Here is a 14,603-nt window from a genome sequence, read left to right as displayed (position 1 = left end):
ATATACCCTATACGGAATATTCTGTGCGGGCTCGCAACCCGCCATAGCGCAACACGCTGATACGTCAGATCAGGGAATGCCTAGTAGTCAAAAGCGCGGTCAACCGCCTCAAGAATACGGTCAATATCGGGCACGTACTCTTCCTCAACACGGGACACCGGGTACGGCATGTAGTAGCCGCCCACGCGAATCACCGGCGCCTGCAGGCTGTAGAAGCAACGCTCCGTAATCGCCGCAGCCAGCTCACCACCCATACCGCCAAAGGTCGGCGCCTCGTGCGCGACAATCAGGCGGCCAGTCTTCGCTACCGAAGCAGCAACGGTCGGCACGTCCAGCGGCGAAATCGAGCGCAGGTCAATAACCTCAATCGAACGGCCATCCTCCACGGCAGCCTCTGCGGCAGCCAGAGCAACCGGCACCAGCGGACCGTACGCAACGATGGTCGCGTCCGTACCTTCACGCACCACCTGGGCGCTAAACGGATCAAAGGAAGTGTCGCTAAAGTCCACTTCACCCTTGAGCCAGTAGCGGCGCTTCGGCTCAAAAATAATGACCGGGTCGGGGCACTCAATCGCCTTGCGGGTCATCCAGTACGCCTCGTGCGGGGTCGAGGGGGTCACAATACGCAGACCCGCGGTGTGGGCGAACAGCGCCTCCGGGGACTCGGAGTGGTGCTCCACCGAACCAATCACGCCACCGTACGGAATGCGGATAGTCACCGGCACCGTGTACTGCTTGTCTGTGCGGTTATGAATCTTCGCCAGCTGGCTCGTGATCTGGTTGTAGGCGGGGAACACGAAGCCGTCGAACTGAATCTCCGGCACGGGGCGGTAGCCACGCAGTGCCATACCGATGGAGGTGCCGATAATGCCGGACTCACCCAGGGGCGCATCCATGACCCGGCGGTTACCGAAGCGCGCCTGCAGGCCCTCGGTCACACGGTACACACCACCGAGCTTGCCGATATCCTCACCGAGCATGACGACGGTGCGGTCGGCTTCCATGGCGTCTTCCAGGCCGCGGGTAATCGCCTTGGCGAGGGTCAAACGTTCAATTTTCTCGCTCATGCTTACTCCTCTTCAAAGCCTGCAACGTAGTTACGGTAGAACTCGCGGTCGTCTTCCACCTGCTGGTGTTCCTGCACGTAGACGCGGTCGAAGAAATACTCAAAGTCGGCAACCTCAGAGTTCAGCACTGCCTCACGCACGCCGTTCGCGACCTGCTGCGCAGATTCTGCAACCTCTTCGAAGAAGGCATCGTCGGCGTAGCCCTGCTCGCGCAGGTACTTCTCGAGGCGAATCATGGGGTCGCGGTGCAGCGGCCCCTCAAGGTCAGCCTCGGTGCGGTACTTCGTGGGGTCGTCGGCAGTGGTGTGCGGGCCCAGACGGTAGGTCTCGGCCTCGATGAGCACGGGGCCCTCGCCGGCACGAATCTTCTCCATGGCGTAGCGGGTTGCCGCGAGCACGCCCAGGATGTCATTGCCGTCCACGCGCAGGCCCTCGAAGCCGTAACCGGCGGCTCGGGTCGAAATCGGCACGCGCGACTGCACCTCGAAGGGAACCGAGATGGCCCAGCGGTTGTTCTGCACGAAGAAGAGCACCGGGGCGTCGTAGGAGGCCGCGAAGACCATGGATTCGTGAACGTCTCCCTCGCTGGAGGAGCCGTCACCGAAGTAGACCGCGACGGCGGGCTTCTGAGCGTCGGTTGCGGGGTCGGTGGCCTGGCCCTGGCCGGTGGGGCGCTTGCCGGTTTCAGCCTCGATATCGGCATCGAAGTTCAGACCCATGGCGTAGCCGACGGCATGCAGGGTCTGGGCGGCCAGCACCTTGGTGTAGGTGTGGAAGTTGTGGGCCTTCATGTCCCAACCGTGGGTGGTGGTGCCGCGGAAGATGGTAATCAGGTCGCGGAAATCCACACCGCGCGCCAGGGCGACGGCGTGCTCACGATAGGAGGGGAAGATGTAGTCGTTGGGGGCGTAGGCCAGTGCGGAACCGACCTGCGCGGCCTCCTGGCCTCGGCTAGGAACCCACAGGGCGAGCTGGCCCTGGCGCTGCAGGGCGGTCGCCTCGTCGTCGAAGCGGCGGGTGGTGTACATGAGGCGGTAGGCCTCGCGCAGGGTATCACCATCGACGTCTTTGACGTATCGGCTGAAGGTGGGGTGTTCGTGGACGGTGCCGTTCTCATCCATGAGCTGGATGCGCTCGGGCACTCCCGGGTACTTGTCGTTCTCGTGCATCTAACCTCCACACGTGACGAGGGCTTGGCCCTCAGCGACTTGGGTTTTAGTCTCAACTTTCACCTGATGGTGCAGGGTTTGAGGTGTTCCGGCAAGCCTGTGAGGGTCTGGGCATATATAGTTACCAGTCTACTCTTTTCGGCTTTATCTCGCGGCAGTTACGCTGATAACACAGCGTATTATGCCCTGTCATTCACTATTTGAACATCATTAAATTAAACCTCCCATATATTCTTTTTCAGGAATATACGGGAGGTTTAATTTAACTATTGAGAGCTTTTTCGGGTCATCATTTTTTCCGCGCGAGAACCATTTGAAAAGCCCAAACAAACCTCGACAAGGGAAAATAGTACATTGTTCAATTAGGGCTCAAACAGGGCAGGGTGGGCACTCCCGCCCCTTCACAAGAGGCTCTAGAGACCCTTCGCGAAGACCTCGCAGAGCGAGAGGAAACGGTCGTTCGCCTCCACTTCACCGATACTCACGCGAACACCCTCGGTACCAAACGCACGCACCGACAGCGCATGCTCAGCCATCAGCTGCACGAACTCACCCGTGCGCTCCCCCAGCGGCAGCCATACAAAGTTCGCGTAGGTGCTCGGGAACTCGTACCCCAGCTCGCGCAAGCGGGCGGTCACGCGCTCACGCTCAGAGACCAGGTGGCTCACGCGCTCCATCACCGCATCCTCATGCTCGATGGAGGCGATAGCCGCCGCCTCAGCCAGCGCCGTCACGGCGAACGGGGTTGCCGCCACGCGCAGGTGCTGCGTAATCTGCGGGTGCGAAATCGAGTAGCCCACGCGCAGACCCGCCAGGCCCTGCGCCTTGGAGAAGGTGCGCAGAATAATGACGTTCTCATAGTCGCGGTAGATGTCCAGGCCGTTCAGCGGGGCTTCTTCACCTTCCGGCACGGTGGAGGCGGCGCAGAACTCGAAGTACGCCTCATCAATCACCACGGGGATGTGGGCGGGCACCTTCTCCAGGAACGCACGGATTTGGCTTTCGGTGACGGCGGGGCCGGTCGGGTTGTTGGGGGTGCAGACCAGGATCAGGCGGGTGCGGTCGGTGATGACTGCCGCCATGGCGTCCAGGTCGTGTGAGCCGTCGGGCAGGTTCGGCACCTGCACGCTGCGAGCGCCCATAATGCCGACGAGGATCGGGTATGCCTCGAAGGAGCGCCAGGCGTAGATGACTTCATCCTGCACGCCGTCGGCGTTTACGCCGGCGAAGGTTTTGAGGATTTGGTTGAGCGCACCGAGGCTTCCGGCACCGGTGACGATGTCGTCAGCGTCCACGCCGAGCCGTGCGGAGAGCTTCTGTCGCAGGGCGGTGGAGAGCGGGTCGGGGTAGCGGTGTACGGTCGCAAATTCTGCGAGGACGCGCGCAACCTCGGGTACGGGGCCCAGCGGGTTCTCGTTCGAGGAGAGCTTGTACTGGGTGAGGCCTTCAACGGGTGCGGGCGGCTTGCCTGCCGCGTAGCTGGGCAGGGTGTTGAAGACGGGGCGGACCGGGATGTTGGCGTGTTCAGCTGACTGGCTCATGGTTCCAGTATGTGCCTGCGGGCGGCTCGGAGGCTAACGCTTCTCACCTGGAGAGCAGGTCGCAGCTGCAGCTGTGCAGGCAGCAGATACTGGCCGCGAGCGCTGTACGCAAAGACTGCATGCAAAAGCTGTACGCAAAGATGGAGGGGCGCCGCCGGGGTTGTTCCCGGTGGCGTCCCTCCTTTTCTCTTCTCTACTCTACTCGCCCCCTCCACCCTCCACCGAGTCTTTGAGATACCGAGTCCTTGAGGTTGGTTCTTTGGACTCGGTGTTTAGACCATCAGGGGTTCACGCTCCTCGATGGGAGTCAGGTCCTCGGGAGGGCCTGGGGCACGGAACCCGGGGTCGATGTTCTCGGGTGGAGTTGGTGCGAGGAACCCGGGGTCAATGCTCTTAGGCGGGAGCATGGGCGCAGGCTTCAGGCCCGGCAGGGTCGGGATGAGCGGCTTACCGCCGTCGTAGTCTCCGCCCTGTCGGGGCCCGAGGAACGGATCCTTGAGCACAGAACCAGCATTAGGGAGCTGCAGGCGATCGATGATTGGCTGAGTAACAGCCTTTTCGATGTGAGTATGCAGGTCTGCGGGTTTGGGCAGAATATCCGGCGGGATTAGACCTGCAGGAGGCAGCTGACCTTCTGCCTCGATTCGGGCGGGCAGCTTGATGGGTGCAGGCTCCGGACGATTCAGGTCCGCCGGCATATTGATGGCGGGCGGAATATTCTGCGGGTTGTATCCCTGCAGGAGGGGCACCTTGGGCATCGGCGGCACGGGGGTTTCGGGCCATGCAGGCTCCGGGGCCTGAGGCTTCTCCTGCGGAGTCGGCTCGGGGCGAGGGAGGGTCTTTTTGACGCCCTCGATGACGGCGGGGACGGTATCTTCGATACCACGCTTTGCCCGCCCCAGACGCTCGCCTGGCTTCTCATCAGCCAGCTCAGCTATACCCAAGGGGCCAGGCACAGTTCCTGATGCAAGGGCTGCCCCGCCGTAGACCTCGGTACGTTTGATAGTTATACCCACTCGTAGAGCGGGAGGCAGACCGTCCGGCAGGCTTGAGGCTGAGGTTACCTTCTGTTCCCCCAGCGCGTACTCTTTACCCTCCATTGCAGCGCGCATGCCGCCAGGCACCTTGCCACTATGCCCTTCACGTTTTAGTGCTTCGTGGTAATTCTCGCCATGATGTTCAGGGTTATTGACGGTGATTACTGTATCGCGTTCATCAGGACTCCATGTTCCCCCGAAAATTTGGGCAAGAGGATTCACCGCTGAGTCAGGAACCCAGTCTCCTTCTCCTTCCACGTAGTCCACAGCAAAATCACGGCGTTTGGCGGGCAAGCCTCGTAGCGGAGCCCCTTGGGCGTAGATACCCACAATGTTGATTTCTTTAGCGACTTCAGTACTATTCGCCATGTTGTAGGCAATCATGGCGCCCTGGCTGAAACCCTCCATGTACACGCGTGCGCCCTGAGGCGCGCCGGCATCGCGGAGGGCTTGCAAAACCATCTGATAGGCGGGGTTTTCCAGGGTATCTTTGCCCAATGCTTCGCGTTCGGCACCAGGGACATCTATGATGGATCCGCCCCAGGAGTTAAAGTTGGTACCCGGAACGCTCACCACATACAGGGCATGGGCGGGGTCGCCTTCGTGCCCTGCTTCGTACATGACGGTGACGAGCACGGCACTACGTTCAGCGGTCGAGGGGTTTTGCCGGGAACGCTCAAATTCCTGATCCTGTGCCTTAGCAGCCGCAAGAAGACGATCTGAGCTGGCACCTACAGAAAGCTGGCTTTTCTCACCACGATGCGTAGCAATACCGTATGCATCGGCGGAAGCGGTCCGAATATTATGAGCCTTAGTGCCAAGATAGGTATCGATTCCAGATTTGACGATACTGAAGATACTAAATAAGCCACCTCCCAGTGCCTTTCGAGCAAGTCCTCGCGGAATGCCAAACATGTCTGCAACCCGGTCAATTGTTCGCTGATGGGCAATTTCAGGGTTCCATAATGCGTCCATATAGGCGGTGAAGCCAAAGAGAATACCCGCGACTATAGGCGAATACGGCAGCGTCCGAGATGCCGAGAAGTACCCAAGCTCGGGAATGGTGAGCTTCAAGAGGTAGTTAGCTTCGCCGGGTTCTCCAGCGATGAGTCCACGCAGGTGGTCTCGGGTGCTGCGTCCGTCGGGTAGCTTGCCGTCCTTTGCGATGCCCATGGAGTCGAACCAGCCTGCGACAATACTTTCGGTCTGCAGGTAGGAGCTGTGGGCTACACGGACAGCGACTGCGGTGGCACCGAACTTTGCGGCACTAATACCGAGCTCTGCAGCGAGGCCGGTGCAGAGGGCGGCAGCCTGCTGGGCGCGTCCGTTGATGCCGAGGAAAAGACGAGTTTCAGCGGCGATGCCAAGAATGGGCATGGTGCGGTCAGCGCAGGTGCGGCTGACGGTGTCGAGCCCGTCGGCGATGGCGGGCATTTCTTCAAGCTCAACGCTGATGGTGCCTGCGGTGGGCCCTGCGGAGTTGCTGAGGTCACCGATGGGCGCAACGGTGGGTCCGGTAATCATGGTGTCTCCTAGGGTGAGGTTAGTGGGTTCGGATGAGCGAGCTCAGCCCGTCGGGCAGATTCACGTGCATGAGTGAATCGAGCGCTGACTGGGCTTTTTGCACGCCTGAGCGGGCGATGATTTCGCCGGGGTTGAGTTTTTCCAGGGCGTCGGCGGCACCGTCGGCAAGTTTGCCGAGTAGGTTATCTACGGCGGAGGCGGCGACTTTGATTGCCTGCGCTTTGCCGGTGAGGTCGTTGGCGAGTTCTTCTCCGGCGGCGGCGATCATGGCGGCGGTGCCTTCGGCTTGTTCGGCTTGGTGGCGGATTTTTTCGCGGTGCTCTTCGAGTTGTCGCCGGTAGGCGCGTCCGGCTTCGGATGCCCAGCGGTCGCCGTTGAGTTCGTTGGCGCGTTGGTGTGCGGTGCGGATTTCTTGGGCTTCGGTGCGCATCCTGTGAGCGAGTTCTGCGCCTTTGGCGCGGGCGAGGGCGGCTGCTGCCATGAGCTGAGTGGCGAGGGCGTGGCCGGCGGCGGTGCCGATGCCCATGTGTCCTGCTGCGCGGAGGATATCGGTTGGTTCGATGCGGGGCAGCTGGGGTGCGGGAGGCGGTGCGGTGTCGACGATTGTGTTCATGGGGCGTCCTTTCGATGGTTGGACTGGTTGTTTATGCGCCTGTTTCTGTCCTGTGTTTGGGTTTGTTTTAGGCTAAATCTGTTGCGGTGACCGTGCAGGCGGAGTACGCCAACCTGTGGATAACTCAGGCTTGTTTCGAAAAATTCGCACATTTTTGCCCCTTATCACCCGAAAAATGCCCCCTCCGTACCCCCTCGTTTTGTCATATTTCTGCAACTAGCCAAGCCGCCCATCACGTCCATATGCTCTGCCCGCCTCTTTTTTTCGGCGAATTCATGCAAAAATAGAGTTATGTCTCACACCAATAACACCTTCTTGCCTTCTGGCCGTATTGATCTGGGCACCGGCGAACTTGCGCTGGGCCCCCTGGACGGACGCTACGCTTCCGTGACCGCACCCCTGACCAACTACCTTTCTGAGGCGGCTCTGAACCGCGACCGCATCCACGTTGAGGTTGAGTGGTTCATTTACCTGTGCGAGCACGAGGTGCTGCCGGGTCTGTCCCCGCTGAGCGAGGAGCAGAAGAAGGGCCTGCGCGCCATCGTGACCGATTTCAACGCTGATTCTGTGGCGGAGCTGGCTGAGATTGAGGCAGTCACCGTTCACGACGTGAAGGCGGTTGAGTACTACATTGGTCGCCGCCTGGAGGGCCTGGGCCTGGGCCACCTGGTGCCGCTGGTTCACTTCGGCTGCACCTCCGAGGACATTAACAACCTCTCCTACGCACTGGGTATCAAGGACGCCGTTGAGAACGTGTGGATCCCCGCCGCTGAGGAGCTGATTGAGGTTCTGCTGAAGCTGGCTGAGGAAGGCCGCGATGTACCGATGCTGTGCCGCACTCACGGCCAGCCGGCAACCCCCTCCACCCTGGGCAAGGAGATGGGCGTGCTCGCCTACCGCCTGAAGCGCCAGGTCAAGCACGTGAAGGCTATCGAGTTCCTGGGCAAGATTAACGGTGCGACCGGCACCTACGCTGCTCACTATGCGTCGGTGCCTAGCGCTGATTGGCAGAAGATTTCTCGTGGTTTTGTGGAGCACCTGGGCCTGACCTGGAACCCGCTGACCACTCAGATTGAGTCGCACGACTGGCAGGCTGAGCTGTACTCGGATATCGCTCACTTCAACCGTGTGCTGCACAACCTCTGCACCGATGTGTGGAGCTACATTTCGATTGGTTTCTTCCGTCAGATTCCGGTGGCTGGTGCGACCGGTTCGTCGACTATGCCGCACAAGGTGAACCCGATTCGCTTTGAGAATGCGGAGGCTAACCTGGAGCTCTCCAACGCTCTGCTGGATTCGCTGGGTTCGACTCTGGTGACTTCTCGTTGGCAGCGTGACCTGACTGACTCGTCGGCGCAGCGCAATATTGGTGTGGCGTTTGGTCACTCGGTGCTGGCTATCTCCAATGTGGTGAAGGGTCTGCAGCGTCTGGATATTGCGACCGACGTTATTTCTGCTGATCTGGATTCCAACTGGGAGGTTCTGGCTGAGGCGATCCAGATGGTGATGCGTGCTGAGGCTATTGCGGGTGTTCCCGGCATGGAGAACCCGTACGAGCGTCTGAAGGAGCTGACTCGCGGTCACCGCGTGGATGCCGCTCGCTTGAAGGAGTTCGTGGCTACTCTGGGCCTCTCCCCCGAGGCTGAGGCGCGTCTGTCGGCTCTGACTCCGCACACCTATAACGGTATTGCGGCTCAGCTGCTGGACCATGCGAAGAACGCTTAGTCCGTAGCAAAGATATAAACAAAAGACCCCGGGTCCCTGCATTCAGGGATTCGGGGTCTTTAGCGTGTTGGGTCTTCGCTATGTTCCGGTTTTATGACCGGCGAGGATTTTAGCGGCCGAGCATGCGGTGGTGACCGGTTTCGGTGTCGTTGCCCTTGTCGCGGGTGAAGACCTTGCCTACAGCCTTACCTGCGTCCTTGACGCCCTTGAGCAGGGAGCCAGCCACGCCGGAGGAGCCGTCCGAACCTTCGCCGCCCTGTACGCGCGGTGCACGCGGGGTAATCATGAGCTCTGCGGGGAAGTAGGCGGGCGCGTCGCCGAAGGCTCGGCGGGTGTTGCGCACGACGTCCTTGCCGAGGGTCAGGTTCGCGCCACCGCCAACGACTGCGCCCACGCCGAAGGGCAGGGCACGGCCGAGCAGTGCACCGGTCTGGCGGGTGAGGAAGCGGCGGATGAACATGTTTCGGATGGTACGTTCGACGCTGAACATCTTGCCGCTGGAGGAGTTGCCGAGCAGCATGCCCCACTTGTTGGAGACACCGCCTGCCTTGCCGGTCTGCAGCAGCACGGTGTTCATGAGCTGGGAGCCTTCTTCGCCGAGCATGATTGCCATGACCATGGAGCGGGCGGTTTCGGGGTCGTGTACGTGCACGCCGTGCAGTTCTGCGACTGCCTGGGCGTAGAGTGCGGTGCGTTCGAGGTAGCCGCCGACTGCGAGCGCGGACAGGCTCATGGAGGTGACGGTGCCGACGCCGGGCACGAATGCGGATGCGCCGGTGACGCCGCCGATGGCGGTGATGTCACGCAGGTAGGTGCGGTCGAGGCGCTTGTGGATTTGTTCGGGGGTTTCGTCGGGGTGTGCTTCACGCAGTTTTTTGACGATGGACAGCGCGAGCGGTCGTTGCATGCGCAGTACGTTGTCGAGGGTGGTGGTCAGTGCGGGACGGGGGTTGCCGTCTTCATCGAATAGAGACTTCTTCGGGTCAAGCATGCTCTCAGTAAATCACGGCTTGGTGAATTTTTCCTGAATATGGGGCCTGTGGTGGGGTTTGGGGGGTGAAATTTCACCGAGGGCGTGGAGGTTTTTGATCGCTTGTTAGGGTGTTTTGGTCTTTATTTGCGCCCAATTTTAAAGCGCGTAAAATTGTCGTAGATTACACACTATTCATTGTTTGCATAGTGCGTGACCTGCTTCACGGAGATTCGGGTTGCGCCTGATGACAGATAGCGGCTAATACCTCTTCTGAATCCTAAGGAATACTATGACTTCTTCCACCCATACGCCCAATGCTGCGCGTTCTCCCCTGGCGACTCAGGGGCTGGGTGTTGCGTACGCGACCGGCGCGATTATTTCGGCGCAGTTCGGTGCGGCTCTTGCCAAGCAGCTCATGGGCGATTTGGGCCCCTGGGGCGTGGTCGCTCTGCGCCTGCTGACATCTTCTATCCTGCTGTGGGTGTTCTTCCGCCCGCAGATTCGTTCGTGGACCCGTCAGCAGTGGATGGCGGTCATTGTCCTCGGTGTCGCCCTGACCGGTGCGAATGCCTTCTTCTATGTGGCTATTGAGCAGGTTCCGCTAGCAATTGCGGTGGCTATTGAGTTTATGGGTCCGCTGGTGCTGGCGACGGTTATGTCGCGCCGTAAGCTGGACCTGGTGTGGATTGCTCTGTCATTTACGGGCATGGCGATTCTGACTGCTGAGTCCCAGGCGAAGCCTGAAGATTTCGCGTTGATGGGTGTGGTTTTCGCAATCCTGACCGCTATTTCTCGTGCCGCCTATATTCTGGCGACTGAGAAGGTTGGCGCTCTGATTCCGGGTATGGGCGGCATGGTCGTGGGTAACGTTGTCTCTACCCTGCTGGTTCTGCCGTTCCCGTTCCTGATAAGCGGCAATAACCTGTTGAAGGTCACCCAGGATGTGCACCTGCTGGCTATTGGCTGCCTGATGGGTCTGCTGGCTTCTGCCCTGCCGGCGCTGGGTGAGGTTTCTTCGCTGCGTCTGCTGCCCGCGCACATTTATAGCGTGGTGCTGTCCCTGGAGCCTGCGATTGCGGCGGCTGTGGGTATTGTGATGCTTGGTGAGGCTACCGGCCTGGTTCGTTGGGTTGCTATTGCTCTGCTGGTGGCGGCGAGTATCGGTATTTCGATTTCTCACGCTCGTGCGCAGAAGAAGGCGCAGGAGGACGGCACGCTGGAGGATGCGGACCATTACCTGCCGGGTGCGGTGGATGCGCACGCGGTGGATATTGCGCAGATGGCGACTAACTCTATTACGATTCCGTCGGCTGAACAGATTAAGGCTGACCGTGAGGCGAAGGGCCTCTAATCTACTGAACTGTAGCCGTGTCAACGGCTTCTAGCCCCCCCCCCGGGTAACGAGTAGGATAGTATCTCGTGTTGCCCGGGGGGGGCGCGCTCTTTAAACGGCGCTATTGGAGCGTTCGTTCTGCCCCGTAGCGGCACAGCATGCACACGTGGAGAAGTACCGCCTTGTGAGGCGCAGGAAGGAGAATCATGCCGCATACTTCATCTCAACGCCCCGCACTGGGCATTATGTTTGTGCTGATGTCCTGCTCATCGCTGCAGTTCGGTGCCGCGTTCGCGATTACTCTTTTCCCGCTGTTTGGCGCTCTGGCTATTAGTGTCAGCCGCCTGGCGATTGCTTCCATTGTGGTGGGTAGCGCCGTGTGGTTGGCGGCGCGTTGGCATACCCGCCGCGGCGGCGAAATGCCGCCGGGTGCGCTGTCGTGGTCGAAGGAGCAGTGGCATGCCGTCATCATCTTCGGTATGACGTTCGGCCTGATGAACGGCTTCTTCTATTGCGCGATTGACCGCATCCCGATTGGTTTGGCGGTTGCGGTGGAGTTCTTGGGCCCGCTGGCGTTGGCGTCCATGCTGACGCGCAGGCTCCGCGACGCGGTGTGGGTGCTCTGCGCTCTGGCGGGCATGCTGGTGCTCGGCTATGAGGCGGCGGTCGGTAAGGATACCGACTACCTGGGTCTGACGTTCGCGCTGATTGCTGGCGTGTTCTGGGCGCTGTATATTCGCTCTAGCGCGAAGGTGGGTGCCCTGGTTCCGGGTGCGAGCGGCCTGGCGGTGGCGATGCTTGTTGGTGCTGCGTTTATTGCCCCGGTGGCGGCGGTTGTTCCGGCGCCTCAGCCGATTTGGAATGCGGCGCAGGATCCGATGCTGCTCCTCATGATTTTTGGTACCGCCATGTTCGCTTCGGTGATTCCCTATAGCGCGGAGCTGATGGCTCTGCGTAACCTGCCGCAGCAGGTGTTTAGTGTGCTGATGAGCATGGAACCGGCGATTGCGGCGATTGCCGGTTGGGCGTTGCTGGATCAGGAGACCGGCCCGATTCGTTGGGTGGCAATCTGTCTGCTGATGACGGCGAGTGTGGGTATTACGCTCACCACCACGAAGGGCGATTCCCCCAAACAGAAGGATGACGGTGAGGACCCCGTTCCCGTGCCGCTACCCGAATAAAACCAAGATTCTGCCGGCGCGCGGCATAGAGAAAACCCATATACAAAACCGTTGAGGCGGGTACCTGGTTGGTACCCGCCTCAACGGTTTTATGTTTCAGTTTTAGCTCTCGGCCAGCTCGTCCAGCAGGTCGCGCAGCTCGTCGGTGGTGAGCACCTCCGCCGGATGCGGTCCCATCGCGTACAGCAGATCCTGCGTGTCCTCGTCCAGCTCGCGGGAGGTACCGATCAGTACGAGGTTTCCCTCGTTCTCGCCACTGAGCATCGAGCTCTCGCACAGGCACCACACGTGGTCGAAGACTTCCAGCATGGCGGTTGCCTGCAGGCGGAAGAAGGGCAGACCCGCGTCGTCACCCACGTTGATGGCGACCATGCCGCGTTCACTCAGGGCGTCCTTGAGTTCGCGGTAGAAGTCGCGGTTCGCCAGGTGTGCGGGCGCGTCCATGCCGGTGAAAATATCGAGGATAATCGCGTCGAAGCCGGGCACGCCCAGCAGTTCGGGCAGGTGGGCCAGCTGCTCGCGGGCATCGCCCACCACCAGCCGGCAGTCGGTGCCGGCGGGTAGCGGCAACCGGTCGGTCACGAAGCCCATGAGCTCGGGCTCAATATCCACGGCAACCTGGCGGGAGCCGGGGCGGGTCGCCTGAATGTAACGCACGAGGGTGAGCGCACCGGCGCCCAGGTGTGCGGCGGTGATGGGTTCGCCGGCGGGTGCGAGCGCATCCACCGCGTTTGCGATGCGGCGCAGGTACTCGTAGAACACGTAGTCGGGGTTCTGCACGTCCACGTGGGACTGCTCGGCGCCACCGATTTCGAGGACGTAGCCGTGGTCGCTGAACCCGTCCGGGTGGATTTCGGCGCGCTGACCGCCGGAGAGCTGAATGTGCGCCACTACTTCACGCCAGCTTCACGCTTGAAGGTGCTGACCAGGTCGTCCACCGAGGAGGAAGAATCCAGACCCTCAACGACCTTGTCGTTCACGGCGAAGGTGGGGGTGCCCTTCACACCAATCTTCACGGCGTGCTCGTAGTCGCGCTGAACGGGCTTGACGGTGTCGGAGGCAAGCAGGACCTTGTCGAATTCTTCGGTGTTCAGGCCCAGTTCCTTGGCGTAGTCGTTGAAGAGGGTGCGCAGTTTGTCGCGCTCTTTGATGTTCTTCCAGTCGTTCTGGGTGTTGAAGAGCTTGTTCGCCATTTCGACGTGCTTACCCTGAGCTGTTGCGGCTTCTACGGCGAGCGCGGCGGGTACGGCGTTGGCGTGCATGTTCAGCGGCATGTGACGCACGGTCACGTTCATGATGCCGTCAAGCTTCTTGGCGGCTTCTTCAAACTTAGGTTCTGCCTTAGCGCAGTAGGGGCACTGGTAGTCGGTGTACAGGGTTGCGGTGCCTGCACCGGGTACTTCGCGGTTGAGGCGGTAACCGACGTAGCCGTCATCGGCGGTTGCCGAAGCAGTACCCGAAGGGTCAGCGGATGCCGAAGCGCTCGCGGATGCACTTGCCGAGGTAGCGGCGGTGCTTGCAGATGCGCTCGCCGAACCGCTCGCAGACGCCGATGCGGAAGGCTGGGAGGAGCTGGAACCGCATGCGCTCAGCCCCAGGGCGGCGGCGGGCACTACGCCCAGTAGCAGGGTGCGGCGGTTGAGGGGTGAAGTCATGGTGGTTCCTCTCTCTACGGGTGGCGGGCTGGCCTGTTTGCTACATCTGTGGTTGATTAATCTGTGGTTGATGTGCACTCTGAGGTGCTGTCAGCCGCCGTGGGTATAGGGTTTATTGTATGCCTCTGCCCTGAACTTTCCCTATCTTCGGGCGGGTTTGCGGGGTGAATGCAGTGCACACCATAGCCGCCCTGTCGCCTGCTCCCAGCTGCGGGGCCGGTGTTGAAAGTAATTAGCCTCTCCCCCGCCTTTTTGGTACTATTGCGGGGTATGCACTGTTCACCGGTTGCTTTCGGGCAGTTGAGAACGGCAGCATATGCGCCTCTATAGCTCAGGGGTAGAGCATTTCCCTCGTAAAGAAAAGGTCGTGGGTTCGAATCCCACTGGGGGCTCCACATCCGCCGTAACGCGTGCCGGTTTCCGGTGTGTTGCGGCGGTTTTTAGCATCTGAGAGTTGTCGTTTTCTCGAAGATGTCACCGTCGAACTTTAGGAGATTCTCATGTCTTCTCGATCCGCATCCGCTAAGCGCCAGAGTGGCCGTGCGCAGGCAGGTCGCGCCGCTGCGGGCTCTGCACGCCCGATGAGCCCCACGATGCGTTTTGCTCTGGTGTACGTGCTGGCGCTGGTGGTTTCCCTGGCGGTGTGGTTCTTCTACCGTTCCGTGTATGAGGATGACACCTCGTTCCTGGTGCCGATTGTGATTTCCTTGGTGACTTCGTACGTGTGCGCTCATGCGCTGACGGGCGGCAAATCGCCCCGCAACTAGACCGCCGACCAGCAGCCC

12 protein-coding genes and 1 tRNA gene are annotated in these 14,603 nt (G+C 60.5%); 5 read left to right on the top strand and 8 right to left on the bottom strand.

Annotation, left to right across the window (positions count from 1 at the left end; all coding sequences use genetic code 11):
• Positions 1-80: 80 nt before the first annotated feature.
• From HMPREF2710_RS04125 to HMPREF2710_RS04105, 5 genes are all read right to left on the bottom strand, one after another.
• Positions 81-1,067 carry an alpha-ketoacid dehydrogenase subunit beta gene (locus tag HMPREF2710_RS04125; protein ID WP_049327015.1) on the bottom strand — a complete coding sequence of 329 codons (987 nt, stop codon included), beginning with the start codon at positions 1,065-1,067 and terminating at the stop codon, positions 81-83.
• Between the two features lie 2 nt (positions 1,068-1,069).
• Entirely contained in the window at positions 1,070-2,236 is a 1,167-nt protein-coding gene (locus HMPREF2710_RS04120) for a thiamine pyrophosphate-dependent enzyme (RefSeq protein ID WP_070599665.1), read from the bottom strand.
• Between the two features lie 413 nt (positions 2,237-2,649).
• Complete coding sequence (locus HMPREF2710_RS04115) at positions 2,650-3,777, bottom strand: histidinol-phosphate transaminase (protein ID WP_070599663.1); 1,128 nt, start codon at positions 3,775-3,777, stop codon at positions 2,650-2,652.
• Positions 3,778-4,049: 272 nt separating this feature from the next.
• Entirely contained in the window at positions 4,050-6,338 is a 2,289-nt protein-coding gene (locus tag HMPREF2710_RS04110) for an extensin (protein ID WP_070599662.1), read from the bottom strand.
• Between the two features lie 19 nt (positions 6,339-6,357).
• Positions 6,358-6,951 carry an ABC transporter substrate-binding protein gene (locus tag HMPREF2710_RS04105; RefSeq protein WP_070599659.1) on the bottom strand — a complete coding sequence of 198 codons (594 nt, stop codon included), beginning with the start codon at positions 6,949-6,951 and terminating at the stop codon, positions 6,358-6,360.
• Between the two features lie 291 nt (positions 6,952-7,242).
• On the opposite strand from HMPREF2710_RS04105, the gene purB reads away from it, so the two are divergent.
• Positions 7,243-8,676: an adenylosuccinate lyase gene (gene purB / locus HMPREF2710_RS04100; protein ID WP_070599657.1), complete on the top strand. Its 1,434-nt coding sequence runs from the start codon at positions 7,243-7,245 to the stop codon at positions 8,674-8,676.
• 109 nt (positions 8,677-8,785) lie between these two features.
• Here purB and HMPREF2710_RS04095 read toward each other — a convergent pair whose 3' ends face one another.
• Positions 8,786-9,667, bottom strand: a complete 882-nt coding sequence (locus HMPREF2710_RS04095; RefSeq protein ID WP_049346152.1) for a hypothetical protein — start codon at positions 9,665-9,667, stop codon at positions 8,786-8,788.
• Positions 9,668-9,938: 271 nt separating this feature from the next.
• Here HMPREF2710_RS04095 and HMPREF2710_RS04090 point away from each other — a divergent pair, with 271 nt between their 5' ends.
• Both HMPREF2710_RS04090 and HMPREF2710_RS04085 read left to right on the top strand, forming a co-directional pair.
• Positions 9,939-11,000 (top strand): EamA family transporter, encoded by a 1,062-nt coding sequence (locus HMPREF2710_RS04090; protein WP_012902817.1) that lies wholly within the window; start codon positions 9,939-9,941, stop codon positions 10,998-11,000.
• A gap of 188 nt (positions 11,001-11,188) precedes the next feature.
• The gene (locus HMPREF2710_RS04085) at positions 11,189-12,163 is read left to right on the top strand and encodes an EamA family transporter (RefSeq protein WP_070599655.1); all 975 of its coding nucleotides are present in this window, start codon (positions 11,189-11,191) and stop codon (positions 12,161-12,163) included.
• Between the two features lie 102 nt (positions 12,164-12,265).
• Here HMPREF2710_RS04085 and HMPREF2710_RS04080 read toward each other — a convergent pair whose 3' ends face one another.
• Together HMPREF2710_RS04080 and HMPREF2710_RS04075 are read right to left on the bottom strand one after the other, a co-directional pair.
• Positions 12,266-13,054: a spermidine synthase gene (locus HMPREF2710_RS04080; RefSeq protein WP_070599653.1), complete on the bottom strand. Its 789-nt coding sequence runs from the start codon at positions 13,052-13,054 to the stop codon at positions 12,266-12,268.
• Positions 13,054-13,818 (bottom strand): DsbA family protein, encoded by a 765-nt coding sequence (locus tag HMPREF2710_RS04075; protein WP_070599651.1) that lies wholly within the window; start codon positions 13,816-13,818, stop codon positions 13,054-13,056. The genes HMPREF2710_RS04080 and HMPREF2710_RS04075 overlap by 1 nt, the downstream gene beginning before the upstream one ends.
• Positions 13,819-14,138: 320 nt before the next feature.
• Between HMPREF2710_RS04075 and HMPREF2710_RS04070 the strand changes: the two genes are divergently transcribed.
• Together HMPREF2710_RS04070 and HMPREF2710_RS04065 are read left to right on the top strand one after the other, a co-directional pair.
• Positions 14,139-14,213: transfer RNA gene (locus HMPREF2710_RS04070), tRNA-Thr, on the top strand.
• Positions 14,214-14,318: 105 nt separating this feature from the next.
• Positions 14,319-14,585 carry a hypothetical protein gene (locus tag HMPREF2710_RS04065; protein WP_005504446.1) on the top strand — a complete coding sequence of 89 codons (267 nt, stop codon included), beginning with the start codon at positions 14,319-14,321 and terminating at the stop codon, positions 14,583-14,585.
• Positions 14,586-14,603: the final 18 nt, after the last annotated feature.

This window comes from Rothia sp. HMSC069D01 (assembly GCF_001810135.1).
Taxonomy (GTDB): domain Bacteria; phylum Actinomycetota; class Actinomycetes; order Actinomycetales; family Micrococcaceae; genus Rothia.
The sequence above is the reverse complement of the archived record's forward strand: the minus strand, read 5'-3'. Positions and strand labels throughout refer to the sequence as shown.

Bases quoted from the DNA above. Each gene is read 5' to 3' on its own strand.
- HMPREF2710_RS04115 (WP_070599663.1), bottom strand. From the start codon at position 3,777: ATGAGCCAGTCAGCTGAACACGCCAACATCCCGGTCCGCCCCGTCTTC.
- HMPREF2710_RS04110 (WP_070599662.1), bottom strand. From the start codon at position 6,338: ATGATTACCGGACCCACCGTTGCGCCCATCGGTGACCTCAGCAACTCC.
- HMPREF2710_RS04085 (WP_070599655.1), top strand. From the start codon at position 11,189: ATGCCGCATACTTCATCTCAACGCCCCGCACTGGGCATTATGTTTGTG.
- HMPREF2710_RS04125 (WP_049327015.1), bottom strand. From the start codon at position 1,067: ATGAGCGAGAAAATTGAACGTTTGACCCTCGCCAAGGCGATTACCCGC.
- purB (WP_070599657.1), top strand. From the start codon at position 7,243: ATGTCTCACACCAATAACACCTTCTTGCCTTCTGGCCGTATTGATCTG.
- HMPREF2710_RS04105 (WP_070599659.1), bottom strand. From the start codon at position 6,951: ATGAACACAATCGTCGACACCGCACCGCCTCCCGCACCCCAGCTGCCC.
- HMPREF2710_RS04075 (WP_070599651.1), bottom strand. From the start codon at position 13,818: ATGACTTCACCCCTCAACCGCCGCACCCTGCTACTGGGCGTAGTGCCC.
- HMPREF2710_RS04120 (WP_070599665.1), bottom strand. From the start codon at position 2,236: ATGCACGAGAACGACAAGTACCCGGGAGTGCCCGAGCGCATCCAGCTC.
- HMPREF2710_RS04090 (WP_012902817.1), top strand. From the start codon at position 9,939: ATGACTTCTTCCACCCATACGCCCAATGCTGCGCGTTCTCCCCTGGCG.
- HMPREF2710_RS04065 (WP_005504446.1), top strand. From the start codon at position 14,319: ATGTCTTCTCGATCCGCATCCGCTAAGCGCCAGAGTGGCCGTGCGCAG.
- HMPREF2710_RS04095 (WP_049346152.1), bottom strand. From the start codon at position 9,667: ATGCTTGACCCGAAGAAGTCTCTATTCGATGAAGACGGCAACCCCCGT.